We start from the raw sequence: 16531 nt of genomic DNA on the forward strand, positions 1-16531 counted from the left end.
TCCAGGCGACGGATGGTCATCAGTGATTGCCTGAAGGAACCGATAGCCTTGGAATAGCGAGGCAAAAAGGGATTCTTGCAGTCATGTTCAATTCTAATCTGAAGAAGATTCTAGAGAGCAAAGAAGAAGAGCTTTTCGAGCTGAAGCAGTTGTTCCACGGCATGACGGCTGAAATGATTTCAGTGGTGCTCGATCCGCAGTTTCGCGTCATCGACTTCAATCAGCGTTTCCTCGACCTGTTGGGCTACAAGGACGAGCAAATGAGGAATCGCCCGTTGGATAATTTCGTCCCGGCCTACGTCAAGAACCTGCCTTGCTTTCATAACCTGCAGGCCGCGGTGGCCAAGGGTGTGTCGGTCAGCGACAACTACCGGTTCCTGCGGGCTGATGGCAGCCTGGCCTGGCTGCATGGCAGTTGGCAGCCGGTGAAAAGCGAGAAGGGTGATCTGCTGCATATCCAGTGCTTCGCCCGCGATGTCACGCATACGGTCGAAACCATGAAGGAGAACGAGGCGTTCATCCAGGCGCTGTTGCGCTCCACGGCGGTGATCGAGTTCACCCTCGATGGCGAGGTCATCACCGCCAACGATCAGTTCCTGCGGGCCATGGGCTACTCCCTGGCGCAGATCGTCGGCAAGCACCACCGCATGTTCTGTTCGACCGAAGAGGCCAATTCCAGCCAGTACCAGGCATTCTGGGCCCGGCTCAACCGCGGGGAGTATGTCGCCGATCGCTTCAAGCGTCTCGACAGCCAGGGACGGGACGTGTGGCTGGAGGCCACCTACAACCCGGTGCACGACGCCCAGGGCCAGCTCTACAAGGTGGTCAAGTTCGCCAACGTGGTGACCGACCAGGTGGTCCGCGAGAAAGAGGTCGGCGAGGCGGCGGTGATCGCCTACGGCATTTCGCAGCAGACCGACACCACCGCCCAGCGTGGCGCCACGGTGGTGAAGAATACGGTGGCGACCATGCAGGAAATTTCCGAGGAGATGCAGTCGGCCTCGGAAGGTATCGAGGCGCTGGGCAAGCAGTCGATGCTGATCACCTCGATGGTCCAGACCATCGGCAGTATCGCCGCGCAGACCAACCTGCTGGCGCTCAATGCGGCCATCGAGGCCGCCAGGGCCGGCGAGCAGGGGCGTGGGTTCGCGGTGGTGGCCGATGAAGTCCGGCAGTTGGCCGGGCGTACCAGTGCGGCCACCGAGGAGATCGTCACGGTGGTCCAGCAGAACCAGAAACTGGTGGACGAGGCCGTGCGGGACATGTCCACCAGCCGCGTCAAGGCTGAACAGGGCTTGTCCCTGGCCAACCAGGCCGGTGAAGTGATCGTCGAGATCCAGGACGGTGCCAAACAGGTGGTGGGCGCGGTAGGGCGCTTCGCCAATCAACTGAAATGAGTGCCGCCAGTCAGCTTGATCGCTGTCCGCGCGTCAGCTTGTAGCTTTTTGCCATGATTTAGCGTAATCAACGTCTTGGAAAGCAAGCATTACCTGGGACTTGGAGCTATGATCTGTGTGAGGCGGCCAAGAACCACGTCGCTCGCATTACCCTGAAGGGGGCTTTATGAAAGACAAACTGCAAACCTGGCTCCACGACCTCGGTGTCGCCCTCGGCCTGATCGAGCCTCCCCTGCAACCGGTGCCGATCCGCACCGACGACGACCGCCGCCGCCGGCCGCAGCCACGTCGCTAAGCACCCCGCCAGCTCGCGACTTCCTCCTGAGCCGGGCACGGGTGCCCCTGGCTGTACGACACCGGGACACGTCCGTGTCCCGACCTGTTCGAAAGCAATGAAAATCCACGTTGAGCCGGTGCCCGGGTATCAGGCGGCCCGGGTTTTCGCGTAGATAAAACGGCTCAAGTCCTCAATCGTGTTGATACCGCGCAGGTCTCGCTTGAGATCCAGTTGCACGTGGAATTGTGATTCCAGTTCGTGGAACAGGGCGGCGATATCGAGGGAGTAGCTGTTTTCTTCAGCCTGGGAAGGGTCTTGCAGCCATTTCAGCGCCAGTTGCCGTTCGATGGAGTGGCAGATCTGCTGATGGATTTCGAGCCTGTTCATGATTGCCTCACAGGAAAGGATGTGGGTCACGGATCCCTTTCCCAGGGCATTGCGATAGCTGTCATGAGCATGACACCAGCGATCCTTGTACCTTTTGGCTAATGCCAAAGGCAGTCGCTAAGTGCCAGTACAGCACAGGTTGCTTCAAATGCGTCCAACCATTGGTCGGAGAGCTGGAGGCAAAAAAAACGGATGCGACAACCGACGTCGCACCCGCTGAAGTAAACGCAGTATCAGATGGCGCTGGCCACGGTCGCCGGGCGCCGTGACATCAGGCTGATGACGATGAAGCTGACCAGGCCGACGGCCAGGCTGTAGTAGATCGGTGTATTGGCGTCCAGGCCGTCCTTGAACATGAACACCAATGCGGTGACGAAGCCCAGGGCCATACTGCCGATGGCTCCGGCGGTGGTCGCGCGTTTCCAGTAGATGGCACCGATCAGCGGGATCAGCATGCCGCCCACCAGCAGGTTGTAGGCCAGGGTCAGGGCGCTGATCACGTCACTCACCACCAGCGCGATCCCCAGCACCACCAGGCCGGTCAGGCAGGTGAACAGGCGGTTCAGGCCCAGGCTCGAAGGCTTGCCGCCGCGCAGCTTGGGCAGCAGGTCTTCGGTCAGTACGGTGGAGGCGGCGAGCAGGCCGGCGCTGGCGGTGGACATCATCGCCGCCAGGGCCGCGGCGATCACCAGGCCGCGGATGCCGTCCGGCAGCGACAGTTTGACGATGGCGGCGAAGGCGTTGTTGACGTTGTCCAACTGCGGGATCAGCACGTGGGCGGCCATGCCGATCAGCGCGCAGGCCAGGCCGTAGGCGATGCAGTAGAGCCCGGCGACGCTGCCGGCGTATTTCGCGACCTTCTCGTCCTTGGCGGTGAACACCCGTTGCCAGATGTCCTGGCCGATCAGGATGCCGAAGAAGTAGATCATGAAGTAGGTGACGATGGTGTCCCAGCCGATGGTGGTGAAGCTGAAGCTCGCCGCCGGCAGTTTGCTCACCAGCTCGTCCCAGCCGCCGACGCGGTACAGGCAGATCGGCAGCAGGATGAACATCAGGCCGACGGTCTTGATGATGAACTGGACGATGTCGGTCAGGGTCAGCGACCACATGCCGCCGATGGTCGAGTAGGCCACCACGACGCCGCCGCCGAGCAGCACCGAAACCCAGAACGGCAGGCCGAAGAGCACCTGCAGCACGGTGCCGATGGCCAGGGTCGAGGTCACGCCGATCATCAGGGCATAGGCCAGCATGATCACCGCGCTGGCCTGGCGGGCCAGGGGGGTGTAGCGCTTTTCCAGCACCTGGGTGACGGTGTAGATCTTCAGCTTGAGCAGCGGTTTGGCGAGGAACAGGTTCAGCGCGATGATCCCCAGGCCCAGCGCTGCGCACAGCCAGAAACCGGAAATGCCGTGAACGTAGCCCAGGCGTACGGTGCCGACGGTGGAGGCACCGCCCAGCACGGTGGCGGCCATGGTGCCCATGTACAGGGTCGGGCCGAGGTTGCGTCCGGCTACCAGGTAGTCTTCGTTGGTCTTGGCTCTGCGCATGCCGTAGTAACCGAGCAGGAGCATGCCAGCGGCATAAATGAGTACAACCAATAAATCCAGGGCCATGATGGCGTGTCTCCGATTGTAGTTGTTATGGTGGAACAGTCGGTTGTGGGAGCGTGCTGGCCGGTGAAGCGTTGTGGCGGCTTCCGGTCCCGTTCGCGGGCAAGCCCGCTCCCACAGGGAATGCAAGGTTCGGTTGGGGCTTCGGTTCAGGCCGTTTGCTGTGCGACCGGCTTCTTCGTCGAGCTGGAACCTCGGCTGCGCGGGTCATCCGGCCCGTACACCGCCGGCGATTCCGGGAACAGGCTCAGCAGCACCAGGTACATCAGTGCCGACAGCCCGAGGGTGATCGGCAGGCTGATGTCGATGCCATCGGCCAGGTTGCCCAGCGGGCCGACGAACTGCCCCGGCAGGTTGACGAAGCACAGTCCGACCAGTGCGCTGGGGATCCAGGCCCCGAGGCCGCGCCAGTTCCAGCCGTGGTTGAACCAGTAGCGGCCACCGGTTTCGCCACGGGTGAAGACTTGCAGGTCATCCGGGCAGTAGAAGCCGCGACGCACCAGCAGGCCGATCAGCATGATCACCATCCACGGGGTGGTGCAGGTGATGATCAGCACGGCGAAGGTCGACACGCTTTGCACCAGGTTCGCGGCGAAGCGTCCGATGAAGATGAAGGCGATCGACAGAATCCCGATCAGCAGGGTCGCCTTGACCCGCGAGAGCATCTTCGGGAACACGCTGGACATGTCCAGGCCGGTGCCATACAGCGAGGTGGTGCCGGTGGACATGCCGCCGATCACCGCGATCAGGCATACCGGCAGGAAGAACCAGCTCGGCGATACGGCCAGCAGGCCGCCGACATAGTTGTTCGCCGCGATGTAGTCCGGTGCCTTGACCGCCACGATGGTCGCGGTGGCCAGGCCGAACAGGAACGGGATCAGCGTGGCGAGTTGCGCGGCGATCACCGCCAGCAGGATCTGTCCCTTCGGCGTTTCCCGCGGGATGTAGCGCGACCAGTCGCCGAGGAACGCACCGAAGGAGATCGGGTTGCTCATCGCCACCAGTGCCGAACCGATGAACGCCGCCCAGAACCCGGCCTGGCCGAGGGCCACGGTGCCGGCGAAACGGCTGTCGAACGCCGGGGCGAAGGCGAAGATGCCCAGCAGGAACAACAGGCTGGCCGCCCACACGGCGATGCGGTTGACCCACAGCATGAAGCGGAAGCCGTAGATGCACACCGTCAGCACCAGGATCGCGAACAGGCCGTAGGCCAGGCCCAGGGTCAGGTCGGTTTCCGGTAGGTCGATCAGGCGCTTGGCGCCGCCGATCAGCGCGTCGCCCGAGCTCCACACCGAGAGCGAGAAGAACGCGATGGCGGTCAGCAACGACAGGAACGAGCCAACGATACGCCCGTGGACACCGAAGTGCGCGCCGGAGGACACCGCGTTGTTGGTGCCGTTGATCGGGCCGAACAGGCCCATGGGCGCGAGGATCAGCGCGCCGACCACCACGCCCAGGACGATCGCCCAGACACCGGCCTGGAAGGACAGGCCGAACAGCACCGGGAAGCTGCCGAGCACGGCGGTGGCAAAAGTATTGGCGCCGCCGAAGATCAGGCGAAACAGGTCTCCGGGCCGGGCGTCACGTTCGTTGTCGGGGATCTGTTCGACCCCGTTGGTTTCAATGCTGCTAAGGCTTTTGTCGTTGTTGTTGTTATTCATGATCGCTCCGATCATTGCGGCGCCCCCATCTTCCGCGGGGGCTGCCGCTGTTGGCTAAGGGGAGGGCAGTCCTTGGGGTGTCGCTGACAAATGTTCGTGGCAGGCCAGCCAGTGGCCCTGTTCTTGTTGTTTGCGAAACACGATGGTTTCGCGTTCCTGGCTGAAGAGGTGCTCCCCTTGCAGACGCAGCTCGGTGGCCACGTCATGGATGAAAATCGCCACGTCGCCCTGCAGGCTGACGAAGGCGTTGTTCGAGGTGCACGACAGCACTTCGAAGCCATCCCTGGTACGCCACTGGTCCCACAACGCCTGGTAGGCGTCGCGCGACAGCAGCGGTTGTTCGAGTGTGTGGAAGACGAAGCTGGCATCGGCGCTGAAGGCGCCGAAGTAGGCTTCGCGGTCGTTGGCGGCAAAGGCGGCTACCAGTTCGGCGGCGGCCTTGAGAACCTGGTCACGGTCGTTCATGGTAACGCCTCAGCGGTGGGCCACGCCTGGGAGTACGCAGAGCATTTCGTACAGCAGGTTGGCGCCCAGCAGCGAGGTGTTGCCGGTGGTGTCGTAGGGGGGCGAGACTTCCACCAGGTCGCAACCGACCAGATCGAGACCCTGGCAGCCACGAACGATTTCCAGGGCCTGGATGGTGGTCAGGCCGCCGATTTCCGGGGTGCCGGTACCCGGTGCCCAGGCCGGATCGATACCGTCGATGTCGAAGCTCAGGTACACCGGGCCATTGCCGACCTTCTCGCGAACCTCGGCCATCAGTGGCTCGAGGGATTTATGCCAGCACTCCTCGGCCTGGACCACGCGGAAACCCTGCTTGCGGCTCCAGTTGAAGTCTTCGGCAGTGTAGCCCTGGGCACGCAGGCCGATCTGCACCACGCGGTCGCAGTCCAGCAGGCCTTCTTCGACGGCACGGCGGAAGGTGGTGCCGTGGGCGATCTTCTCGCCGAACATGTGATCGTTGACATCGGCGTGGGCGTCGATGTGCACCAGGCCGACCTTGCCGTGCTTCTTGTGGATCGCCCGCAGGATCGGCAGGGTGATGGTGTGGTCGCCGCCCAGGGTCAGCGGGATGACATTGTGCTCGAGGATGGCGTCATAGGCTTGCTCGATGATGCGCACGGCTTCGAGCAGGTTGAAGGTGTTGATCGCCACGTCACCGATATCGGCAACCGACAGCGAGTCGAACGGCGCGGCACCGGTGGCCATGTTGTAGGGGCGGATCATGACCGACTCGGCACGGATTTCCCGTGGACCGAAGCGGGTCCCGGAGCGCAGCGAGGTACCGATGTCCAGCGGTACGCCGACGAACGCGGCATCGAGGCCGGCGGGCGATTGCAGGTGGGGGAGGCGCATCATGGTGGCGATGCCGCCGAAGCGCGGCATTTCGTTACCGCCCAGTGGTTGGTGAAGAATCTTGTCCACGGGTAAGCCTCATCGTTTGTTCTGGTTATCAGGGGACCGATTCTGCGAAAGACGCCGGGCGGGAAAAATCGCTGTCGGTAAATACTTAGTTCAGATTTTTCTGAACTAATGGGACACTGTGCCGACGGACTGGCTTCCGGCACCGTTGACCCTACCCAGGACCCCCCATGGCCAACGCTTTACCCGACCTGAAACTATTGCGCATCTTCGTCAGCGTGGTGCGCCACCAGGGCTTCGCCAACGCCCAGCAGGAACTCAACCTGTCGACATCGGCCATCAGCACCTACATGAGCCAGCTCGAGTCGACCCTGGGCCTGGTGCTGTGCCACCGCGGCCGCGGCGGGTTCAGCCTGACCAGCAAGGGTGAGCTGTTCCACCAGGAAACCCTGCGCCTGCTCGGTGAACTCGAGGGCTTCGAACAGTACGCCGCCGCTCTCAAGGGCGAGTTGCGCGGCACGCTGAACCTCGGGGTGATCGACTCCACCGTCAGCGAGCCGGCCTTGCCCCTGGCCGAAGCCATCGGTGCCTACAGCCAGGAACATCCGGGGGTGCACCTGCACCTGTCGGTGCTGAGCCCCTACGAACTGCAGCTTGGCGTGCAGGACAACCGCCTGGACCTGGCCATCGGAGCCTTCTCCACGCGCATGAGCGGGCTGGTCTACCAGCCGCTGTATCGCGAGCAGCACTGGCTGTACTGCAGCAACCGCCATCCGCTGTACCACGAGCGGCGGATTCCCGAGCAGGTCATCACCCAGCAGCGCATGGTCGGCCGCGGCTACTGGAGCCAGGCGGAACTGGCCCGGCACGGCTTCAAGCACAGTGCGGCGACCGTGGAAAGCATGGAGGCGCAACTGATCCTGGTGCTGTCCGGCGCCTATATCGGCTATCTGCCGGAACACTACGCCCAGCCTTGGGCGGACAAGGGCGACCTGCGCGTGCTGCTGCCGGCGACCTTTGGCTACCAGGCGCCCTTTTCGATGATCCTGCGCCGTGGCCGTAGCCGCGAGCCGCTGATCCAGACCTTCCGCGACCTGCTCAAGGCGCAGCTCAACCAGCCCTGATCGGAGTCGACCCTATGTCCAGAGCCTGCTGCGAACGCTGCCTGCGTCCCCAGAGCCACTGCCTTTGCGCGCTGATCCCGCAGCTCGACAGCCGCACCCGCGTGCTGGTGCTGCAGCACCCGAGCGAGGTCGGTCATGCCCTGAATACCGCGCGACTGGCGACCCTGGGCCTGACCAATGCCGAGTTGCGGGTGGGGGAGGTGTTCGATGATCTGCCGGCATTGCTCGACCAGCCGGGTTACCAGGCCCGGTTGCTGTTCCCGGCGGATGTTGCACAACTGCTGCAACCGTACGCAGCGGCGGACGACGAACGGCCACTGTTGCTGGTGGTCCCCGACGGCACCTGGCGCAAGGCGCGCAAGCTGTTGCACCTCAATCCGCTGCTGGCCAGCCTGCCGAGGGTCAGCCTGGAACCGGGCGCGCGATCGCGCTATCGCCTGCGCAAGGCGCCGGAGCCGGGAGCGCTGTCGACGGTGGAAGCGATTGCCCGGGCCCTGGAAACCCTGGAGCAGCCGGCTTCGTTCGAGGCCTTGCTCAAGCCGTTCGAAGCGTTGATCGAGGGGCAGATCCAGGCCATGGGCCGCGATATCTACCAGCGCAACCACGGCGAGCGCTAGCGCCGCGGCTCGAGGGTTTTCTGCCGCAGGATATAGACACTGACCAGCACGGCGCTGGTCAGCATGAACAGGCGTGCCCAGAACAGCGGCACCAGGTAGCAGGAAAAGCCGATGCTCAGCCACATCAGGCCGATGGCATAGACCTTGCCCTTGAGCGGGATGCCATTGCCGTCCAGGTAGTCACGGACCCATGGCCCCAGGCGCGGGTGCTCCACCAGCCAGTGGTAGAAGCGTGGCGAACTGCGGGCGAAACAGGCGGCCGCCAGCAGCAGGAATGGCGTGGTCGGCAGGACCGGCAGGAAAATGCCCAGTACCCCCAGCGCTACGCTCAGCCAGCCGATGGCCAGCAGCGCGTAGCGCAGGAATGGCGAGCGACTGCCCGTGGGGCGCATCGCCACCGGACGTGACTCAGTGGTGGCGGGGCTTGAGGATCGCCGGCTTCTCGTCGGGCGCATTGCACAGCAGGTACAGGGCGGTCAGCGCCTCCGGGATCTGCACGATCATGTCGTCCATCAGGTTGGCATCGGCGGCGATGTCGGAGAACTCCGGCTGCTCGTCGAACAGGCCCGAACCGACCATGATCGGCAGGAGCATTTCGCTGACTTCTTCCTCGGCGGTTTCGAACCAGGCTTCCTCACGCAGGAACACCCCTTCCATGAAACCGATGCACCAGCCGCGCAGTTCGGAGTCGTCCGGGTCGTCGCCCAGGTCGAGGTCGCAGGGCAGCTCGAATTCCTCGTCGGAAGCCAACTGGCGGGAGATATGGGCCTTGAGCTGGATCAGCGTGGCTTCGATTTCCTCGCGCTGGGCGGCATCCTTGTAGTGCGGCTCTTCGGCGAACAGCGCGTCGATCCATTCGCGATCGGGGACCACCTCGGAGCAGATCGACAGCGCAGTCAGGTAGCCGTGGGCGGCCACGTAGTCCAGCGCTTCTTCGTGCAGCTCGTCGGCGTCGAGGAAGGCTTGCAGGCGGGTGAGTTGCTCAGCGAAGGACATGGGGGGCTACCTTGGGAATAAACGATGCTGAATTCTAGGCGTTCTTGAGCTCGCAAGCCAGCAAACACATAGATTTGCGCGGTTCTGCTCATCAACAAGGATAGTCATTGATCGACCGGCAGGGCCCTCTGCCGGATAACGCTCGGGTATACTGCCGCGTTTTGTGATGCCCCATTGCGGGTCGCCACGGCTGGAGAAATCCCCGCTTACGGTTTTTTCCGTCAGGACAGCGGCTTTTCGACCAGCCTTTGCAGGGCGTTTCGGTGATTTTTGGAGTGGCTATGCTCGAACAGGCTCAACGCGTCCTCAAGGACATCTTCGGTTACGACAGCTTTCGCGGTCGCCAGGGTGCCATTATTGAGCGCGTGGCCAGCGGCGGCGATGCCCTGGTGCTGATGCCGACCGGCGGCGGCAAATCGCTGTGCTACCAGGTCCCGGCCCTGCTGCGCGATGGCCTGGCGGTGGTGGTGTCGCCGTTGATCGCACTGATGGACGACCAGGTCGCGACGCTGGAGGAACTCGGCGTGGCGGCGGCGGCGCTGAACTCGACGCTGAGTGCCGAGCAGCAGCGCGAACTGGCGGCGCGGATTCGTCGCGGCGAGGTGAAGATGCTCTACCTGGCGCCCGAGCGCCTGGTGCAGCCGCGCATGCTGGCGTTCCTGCAGAACCTCGATATCGCCCTGTTCGCCATCGACGAGGCCCACTGCGTGTCGCAATGGGGCCACGACTTCCGTCCGGAATACCTGCAACTGGGCCAGTTGGCCGAGATGTTCCCCCACGTACCGCGCATCGCCCTGACCGCCACCGCCGACAAGCGCACCCGCGAGGAGATCGTCAATCGCCTGCACCTGGAGAACGCCGAGCGTTTTCTCTCCAGTTTCGACCGGCCGAACATCTTCTACCGCATCGTGCCCAAGGAACAGCCGCGCAAGCAGTTGCTGGCGTTCCTCGCGCAGCGCCGTGCCGACTCCGGTATCGTCTACTGCCTGTCGCGCAAGAAGGTCGACGAGGTCGCCGCGCTGCTCTGCGAACAGGGTTTTCCGGCCCTGCCGTATCACGCCGGGCTGCCCGCCGAGACCCGCGCGGACAACCAGAAGCGCTTCCTCAACGAGGAAGGGCTGATCATGGTCGCGACCATTGCCTTCGGCATGGGCATCGACAAGTCCAACGTGCGTTATGTCGCCCACCTCGACCTGCCCAAGTCCCTGGAGGCCTACTACCAGGAAACCGGGCGGGCCGGGCGTGACGGCCTGCCGGCGGACGCCTGGATGGCCTACGGCCTGCAGGACGTGGTGATGCTCAAGCAGATGCTGCAGAACTCCGAGGGCGACGAGCGCCACAAGCGCCTGGAGCACCACAAGCTCGACGCGATGCTGGCGCTGTGCGAGGAGACCCGCTGCCGTCGCCAGACGCTGCTCGCGTATTTCGACGAGGACCTGCCACAGCCCTGTGGCCACTGCGACAACTGTGTCGACGGCGTGCAGACCTGGGATGCCACCGAGCCGGCACGCCAGGCGCTGTCGGCGATCTACCGCACCGGCCAGCGCTACGGCGTCGGCCACCTGGTGGATGTGCTGCTGGGCAAGGAGAACGACAAGGTCCGCAGTTTCGGCCACCAGCACCTGGCGGTGTTCGGCGTGGGCAAGGCGCTCAGCGAGGGCGAGTGGCGCTCGCTGTTCCGCCAGTTGGTGGCGCGCGGCCTGGCCGATATCGACATCGAGGGCTATGGCGGCCTGCGCCTGAGCGACGCTTGCCGGCCGCTGTTGCGTGGCGAGGTCAGCCTGGAACTGCGTCGTGACCTCAAGCCGCAGGTCGCTGCCAAGAGCGTTTCCGCCAGCCCGGCCAGCCAACTGGTGCGTGGCGAGGAGCGCGAGCAATGGGAGGCCCTGCGTGCCCTGCGGCGCAAGCTGGCCCAGGAGCATGCGGTGCCGCCGTATGTCATCTTCCCCGACTCTACGCTGCTGGAAATGCTGCGCAGCCAGCCGACGACCATGGCCGAGATGGCCAGGGTCAGCGGCGTCGGTGCGCGCAAGCTGGAGCGCTATGGCGAGGCGTTCCTCGAAGTCCTGGCCGGCGAGGCCGAGACGCCCAGGGCGGTCGTCGACATTCGTCACGAACTGATCAGCCTGGCCCGTGCCGGCATGACTCCCTTGCAGATCGCCGGCCAGTTGCAGTGCTCGGAGAAGAACGTCTATACGCTGCTGGCCGAGGCGATTGGCCGCCAGCAGTTGTCGCTGGAGCAGGCCCTGGACCTGCCCGAGGATCTGCTGGGGGAAATCCAGGACACCTTCCTCGATGGCGAGGGCGAACTGCCTGCCGTGAGCGAGGTCGCCGAACTGTTCGCCGGACGGGTGCCCGAGGGTGTCCTGTATTGCGTGCGAGCGGCCCTGCAAGCCGAATTCGAACTATGAGGAGAGGGAAATGGAATATTCCCCGGCCTATCTCTGGGTTATTTGCGACAAGTCATGTTTGTACACAGCTGAGCCCTTGCCTCCGGCCAGGCTCCATGCTTAGCTGACTAATAATTAGTTTTATCTATTTTTAAGTCTGACCATGAGTTCCTTATGTCGTTAACCGATGAACACCGTTTTGGCATGCAACTGGCGCAAATGTCCCGTGGCTGGCGTGCCGAACTGGATCGCCGCCTGGCCGGCCTGGGATTGTCCCAGGCCCGTTGGCTGGTATTGCTGCACCTGGCGCGTTTTTCCGAGGCGCCGACCCAGCGCGAACTGGCGCAGAGCGTTGGTGTGGAAGGGCCGACCCTGGCCCGTCTGCTCGACAGCCTGGAAACCCAGGGGCTGGTCCAGCGCCACTCGGTCGTGGAGGACCGCCGGGCCAAGAAGATCGTGCTTTGTGCCCCGGCGCGACCGCTGATCGAACAGATCGAAACCATCGCCACCGCCTTGCGTCACGAACTGTTCGAGGGCGTCGACGAAGAGGAATTGCGCATCAGCATGCGGGTTCACAGCCGGATCCTGGCGAACCTGGAAAAATCCTGAGGCATTCCCGCTCTGCCGGATTTGGAGAATCCCTGGCCGGCAGACTATAAGATTTACTGGTTCTGTGTATTGTGTCGGCATTCGGACCCCGCTGGCCGTGGGGTGATGTCGGGCCTTTAAGGGATACTCATGCTCGAGAGTTTGCAGTCCGCGTTGCGGTGTTCCACTGAAAAGCCCCTGGTGACCGCGGTCCGGCGGCGCTGGATGGCCGTGGCGGCACTGTCATTGCTGCATCCGGCGCTGGCGTCGGCCATGGGATTGGGGGAGATCACCCTGCATTCGGCGCTCAGCCAGCCGCTCAATGCGGAAATCGCCCTGGTCGATCCCGGTGATCTGAGCGAAGGCGAACTGTCGGTCAGCCTGGCGACACCCGAGGAGTTTTCCCGCGCTGGCGTCGAGCGGCTGTTCTTCCTTAACGACCTGCGCTTCACGCCGGTCCTGCAGGGCAATCGCAGCTTCATCCGGGTACAGTCGAGCAAGCCGGTCAGCGAGCCCTTCCTGAATTTCCTGATCCAGGTCAACCGGCCCAACGGCCGCCTGCTGCGCGAATACACGGTGCTGCTCGATCCACCGGGCAGCGGGACCTACAGCCCGCCGGCGCGCAACAGTACGGTGGAACAGGCAGCGCCCGTCGCCGATAGGGCGCCGCCGCCGGCGACCCAGGGCAAGCGCTACACCGTGACCCGGGGCGATAGCCTCTGGAGCATCGCCAGGCGCCTGAACGAGGCGGGCAGCAAGGCCAGTGTCAATGAGTTGTCCCAGGGCATTCGCGCGCTCAATCCGGGCAGCGAGCGGCTGGCGGTCGGCCAGAGCCTGTTGCTGCCGGATGTTGCCGTGGTCCCGGCCAGCCCACCGGCGACGGCCGCGGCGCCTGCGACCGCGTTGACCGAAGCGGCGCAAAACGCCGCGCAGGGTGCTGAACAACTTGCCGCCGCGACCCTGGAAAACCAGCAACTGCAAAAAACCATCGAGGAGCTGCAGGCGCGCCTGAAGACCCAGGACGAGCAGATCGCCATCGACCAGAAACAGCTGGGTGAGTTGCAGGCCCAGTTGGCGGAACTCAAGGCCAAGCCGGTGGCTCCCCCGGTTGCACCAGCACCGGTGGTGCCTCCTGTCGCTGCTGCTCCGGTGGTCGCCGAACAGTCCGGCGGCCTGAATCTGCTGCTCCTGGCCGCCCTGGCCGTGCTGCTCCTGTTGCTGGCGGCCGCCCTGGTGGTGCGTCGTCGGCGCCGTTCGACGCCACTGCCGGTCGAGCCCGCGCCGCTGCCCCAGGACCCGCCCATGGTCAGTCGTGTGCTACCCGCCAGCGCCGCCGTTGCTCCGGCGGAGCACAACGAGCCGTTGGCCGAGCCGCTGGCAACGGTGGCACGCCGCGAGACCAGTGAGGTCCCGGATGCCCTGGAAGGCGTGAGCATCTACATCGCCTACGGACGTTTCAAGGAAGCGGCGGGGATTCTGCGCGAGGCCATACTCAAGGAGCCGCAGCGCACCGACTTGCGCCTGCGTCTGCTGGATGTGCTGGCCCAGCAGGGGGACAACGACGCCTACACGATTGAAGAACAGCATCTGCTCGACACGGGTTTCAGCGAGTCGACCCTGCGCGACCTGCGGGCCAAGCATCCGAAACTGCATGCGGCGCCCGCACCGCAGGCCGTACCCGCGGCACCGACAGCCGTTCCGGCGGCAACTGCGACGACTCCGACACCGGCTCCGGTCACTGCTCCTGCCGCCGTGGCAGCCGCTGCGACGCTGGCCGCCCCGGTGCTCGCCGCCGACTGGCTGGAAAAGGAGCCCGAGGCCAAATCCGAGCCTGAGCCCGCGCCACTGGAAGACGAGTTCCAGCTCAACCTCGACGACCTGTCGATGGATTCGGACTGGGATCTGGTCAGCCCGTTCGACAACGCCCTGCCGCAGCGGGGCAAGGCCGCCGAGGGGCCGTCGACGCTGTCCGGCATCGACCCGCAGTTCGCCAGCAACCTCAACGAACTGCCGCATGTGTTCGAGATGCCCGACGAGCAGTTTCTCAGCGATTTCGCCGAGCCGGAACCCGAGCGGCCGGCGGCAAACGAACTGAGCCTGTCGCTGGACGCAGACACCCTGGACGACGAGTTCCTCGACAGCTTCATGAGCGATGAGCAGCCCCTGGATATCGAACCGCTGGAAGTGGATTTCGACAGCCTGGAGCGTGAGCAGGCCTCGGCCAGCAAGCTGGAGCAGGCGCAGACCTTCATCAATGTCGGCGACCTGGATCATGCCAGCCAACTGTTGCATGAACTGCTCAGGGAAGGGGATGAGCCGTTGAAGCAGACGGCCCGGACCCTCCTGGCCAGTATCCGCTAGGAGCGCATCATGAGTGCAGGCAAACCGGAAATCGTCATCACCTATTGCACCCAGTGCCAGTGGCTGCTGCGGGCCGCCTGGCTGGCCCAGGAGTTGCTGAGCACTTTCTGCGACGACCTGGGCAAGGTGTCCCTGGAGCCGGGGACCGGCGGTGTGTTTCGCATCACCTGCGATGCCGTGCAGATCTGGGAGCGCAAGGCCGATGGCGGTTTTCCCGAGGCCAAGGTGCTCAAGCAACGGGTGCGCGACCAGATCGACCCGGAGCGCGACCTGGGCCATAACGACGCTCGCTGAGAGGCGCTGACGTCATTGCCACCTGTTGACTGACAACGACGTCATGCCGGCCGGACTCACTCGGAACGGCTGAGCTTGGCCTTGATGAAGCCCGCCACCAGGCTCAGTATCGCGCCGCCGACCCCGCCGCTGGCGATACCGCTGGCAATCGAACTCAGGTCGAGGTTGCCGACGTCTCCACCGAAACTGCCGTTGGTGATGACTGACAGCACCTGGCTGAGCACCACGCCACCAATGCCGCCCGCCAGTGAATTGAACCAGGGGCCGAGACTGTACTTGTCGGTGGCGGCGCCGGCGATATTGCCACCCACCGCACCGCTGACCAGCTGAATCAGGAGACTGATGAATTCCATGGATGAACCCTCCACAGTGTGAGTTGGAGGGCAACTGGCATCGAGCTACTGCTGGATCACTGCCGCCGTCGCCGAGCAGCCCTGTTATCCGGGTAACGACGGCTGACTGTTGCGGATGCTGCAAGTATAGGACAGTCGCGGAAAATCACGGCGCGGCGGCAACTTCCAGGTTTTTTTGGCGTGGCGCGCCGCTCAGCAGGCTCGACAGCACGATCGCGACGATGATCAGTACACCGCCAAGCAGCATGCGCGGGCTCGGGTTTTCGCCGAACAGCCACCACGCGGCGGCGATCCCGTACACCGGTTCCAGGGCGAAGACCACCGCGGCGGTGCGTGCCTTGATCACCGCCAGGCTGGCGACGAACAGGCTGTGGGCGACGGCGGTACAGAACACGCCGAGCAGGCCGAGCCACAGCCAGTCCAGCGCGCGGACCCCGGTGAGGTGAGGCGCCGCCCAGGGCAGCAGGCAGAAGGCGACCACCAGGTTCTGGCACAGCGCCGCCTGGACCGCGCTGACGCGCCCGGAGCCGGCCCGATTGTTCAGCGACAGCAGCGAGAACAGCAGCCCGGACAGCACGGCCCAGAGTAACCCGCTGGTGGCCTGGCTGGCGAGGTCGAACTCGGGGGTGATCAGCACCAGGCCGATGCTGACCAGCAGCACCAGGAGTATCTCGTTCAGGCGGATGCGCTCGCGGAAAATCACCCCTTCGAGAATCACGGTGAACGCCGGGAAACTGGCAAAGCCCAGGGTGGCGACGGCGACGCCGGCGACCTTCACCGCGAGGAAGAAACTGATCCAGTGTCCGGCCAGCAGCAGGCCGCTGACCAGCAGTCGGCCCCAGTCCCGCCCCGGCAGGCGCTGCCAGCCGTTGTTGCGGGCGAGGCTGGCGAACACCGCGAGGGCGAGCACGGCGAAGCCGGCGCGGCCAAAGACGATGAGGGTAGCGGAGGTGGTGGCGAGTTTGCCGAACACACCGGTCAGGCCGAACATCAGTGCGCCGATATGCAGGGCGCCGAGGGCGGAGCGGGGAGTCATGGCGATCCTTGAGAACGTTTGGGCACGGGCTGGCAGTCTAGGGCGCGGGGTATGGCGCCGTCTGTCGCGGGACTCGCG

The 16531-nt window shown here is 64.3% G+C and carries 16 protein-coding genes and 2 pseudogenes; 9 read left to right on the plus strand and 9 right to left on the minus strand.

What is annotated here, in order from left to right:
* Positions 1-83: 83 nt before the first annotated feature.
* The 3 genes and pseudogenes from PF66_RS34025 to PF66_RS33695 all read left to right on the plus strand — a co-directional run.
* Positions 84-848: pseudogene (locus PF66_RS34025) on the plus strand (PAS domain-containing protein); the annotation flags it as partial.
* A 117-nt stretch (positions 849-965) separates the two neighbouring features.
* Positions 966-1397 (plus strand): annotated as a pseudogene (locus tag PF66_RS34030) (methyl-accepting chemotaxis protein); the annotation flags it as partial.
* A 166-nt stretch (positions 1398-1563) separates the two neighbouring features.
* Entirely contained in the window at positions 1564-1692 is a 129-nt protein-coding gene (locus PF66_RS33695; protein ID WP_273819320.1) for a PA1414 family protein, read from the plus strand.
* Positions 1693-1821: 129 nt separating this feature from the next.
* On the opposite strand, the gene PF66_RS24380 is transcribed toward PF66_RS33695, so the two are convergent.
* The 5 genes from PF66_RS24380 to speB form a co-directional block, all read right to left on the minus strand.
* Positions 1822-2061 carry a hypothetical protein gene (locus PF66_RS24380; RefSeq protein WP_054058307.1) on the minus strand — a complete coding sequence of 80 codons (240 nt, stop codon included), beginning with the start codon at positions 2059-2061 and terminating at the stop codon, positions 1822-1824.
* A 233-nt stretch (positions 2062-2294) separates the two neighbouring features.
* The gene (locus tag PF66_RS24385) at positions 2295-3674 is read right to left on the minus strand and encodes a sodium:solute symporter (RefSeq protein ID WP_054064048.1); all 1380 of its coding nucleotides are present in this window, start codon (positions 3672-3674) and stop codon (positions 2295-2297) included.
* A gap of 146 nt (positions 3675-3820) precedes the next feature.
* Complete coding sequence (locus PF66_RS24390; protein ID WP_054058305.1) at positions 3821-5332, minus strand: purine-cytosine permease family protein; 1512 nt, start codon at positions 5330-5332, stop codon at positions 3821-3823.
* A gap of 54 nt (positions 5333-5386) precedes the next feature.
* Positions 5387-5797 (minus strand): YybH family protein, encoded by a 411-nt coding sequence (locus tag PF66_RS24395; protein WP_054058304.1) that lies wholly within the window; start codon positions 5795-5797, stop codon positions 5387-5389.
* 9 nt (positions 5798-5806) lie between these two features.
* Complete coding sequence (speB, locus tag PF66_RS24400; RefSeq protein ID WP_054058303.1) at positions 5807-6757, minus strand: agmatinase; 951 nt, start codon at positions 6755-6757, stop codon at positions 5807-5809.
* Between the two features lie 167 nt (positions 6758-6924).
* On the opposite strand from speB, the gene PF66_RS24405 reads away from it, so the two are divergent.
* Both PF66_RS24405 and PF66_RS24410 read left to right on the plus strand, forming a co-directional pair.
* Positions 6925-7818, plus strand: coding sequence for a LysR family transcriptional regulator (locus tag PF66_RS24405; protein WP_054058302.1), 894 nt, complete (start codon positions 6925-6927; stop codon positions 7816-7818).
* A 14-nt stretch (positions 7819-7832) separates the two neighbouring features.
* Positions 7833-8435 (plus strand): tRNA-uridine aminocarboxypropyltransferase, encoded by a 603-nt coding sequence (locus PF66_RS24410; RefSeq protein ID WP_054064049.1) that lies wholly within the window; start codon positions 7833-7835, stop codon positions 8433-8435.
* Here PF66_RS24410 and PF66_RS24415 read toward each other — a convergent pair.
* Positions 8432-8827 carry a YbaN family protein gene (locus PF66_RS24415; RefSeq protein ID WP_054058300.1) on the minus strand — a complete coding sequence of 132 codons (396 nt, stop codon included), beginning with the start codon at positions 8825-8827 and terminating at the stop codon, positions 8432-8434. The genes PF66_RS24410 and PF66_RS24415 overlap by 4 nt on opposite strands.
* A gap of 16 nt (positions 8828-8843) precedes the next feature.
* The gene (locus PF66_RS24420; RefSeq protein ID WP_054058299.1) at positions 8844-9431 is read right to left on the minus strand and encodes a YecA family protein; all 588 of its coding nucleotides are present in this window, start codon (positions 9429-9431) and stop codon (positions 8844-8846) included.
* A gap of 281 nt (positions 9432-9712) precedes the next feature.
* Here PF66_RS24420 and recQ point away from each other — a divergent pair, with 281 nt between their 5' ends.
* The 4 genes from recQ to PF66_RS24440 all read left to right on the plus strand — a co-directional run bounded on the left by recQ (position 9713) and on the right by PF66_RS24440 (position 15064).
* A complete protein-coding gene (recQ, locus tag PF66_RS24425) occupies positions 9713-11842 on the plus strand; it encodes a DNA helicase RecQ (RefSeq protein ID WP_054058298.1) in 2130 nt (709 codons plus the stop codon).
* A 153-nt stretch (positions 11843-11995) separates the two neighbouring features.
* Positions 11996-12430: a MarR family transcriptional regulator gene (locus tag PF66_RS24430; protein ID WP_054058297.1), complete on the plus strand. Its 435-nt coding sequence runs from the start codon at positions 11996-11998 to the stop codon at positions 12428-12430.
* Positions 12431-12559: 129 nt separating this feature from the next.
* Positions 12560-14770, plus strand: coding sequence for a FimV/HubP family polar landmark protein (locus tag PF66_RS24435; protein WP_425357914.1), 2211 nt, complete (start codon positions 12560-12562; stop codon positions 14768-14770).
* A 9-nt stretch (positions 14771-14779) separates the two neighbouring features.
* Positions 14780-15064 carry a SelT/SelW/SelH family protein gene (locus tag PF66_RS24440; protein WP_054061539.1) on the plus strand — a complete coding sequence of 95 codons (285 nt, stop codon included), beginning with the start codon at positions 14780-14782 and terminating at the stop codon, positions 15062-15064.
* 56 nt (positions 15065-15120) lie between these two features.
* Here PF66_RS24440 and PF66_RS24445 read toward each other — a convergent pair whose 3' ends face one another.
* A complete protein-coding gene (locus tag PF66_RS24445) occupies positions 15121-15417 on the minus strand; it encodes a hypothetical protein (RefSeq protein ID WP_054061538.1) in 297 nt (98 codons plus the stop codon).
* Between the two features lie 145 nt (positions 15418-15562).
* Positions 15563-16453 carry a DMT family transporter gene (locus tag PF66_RS24450; RefSeq protein ID WP_054064050.1) on the minus strand — a complete coding sequence of 297 codons (891 nt, stop codon included), beginning with the start codon at positions 16451-16453 and terminating at the stop codon, positions 15563-15565.
* Positions 16454-16531 lie beyond the last annotated feature (78 nt).

This window comes from Pseudomonas asplenii (assembly GCF_001293465.1).
In the GTDB taxonomy this organism is placed as follows: Bacteria; Pseudomonadota; Gammaproteobacteria; order Pseudomonadales; family Pseudomonadaceae; genus Aquipseudomonas; species Aquipseudomonas fuscovaginae_B.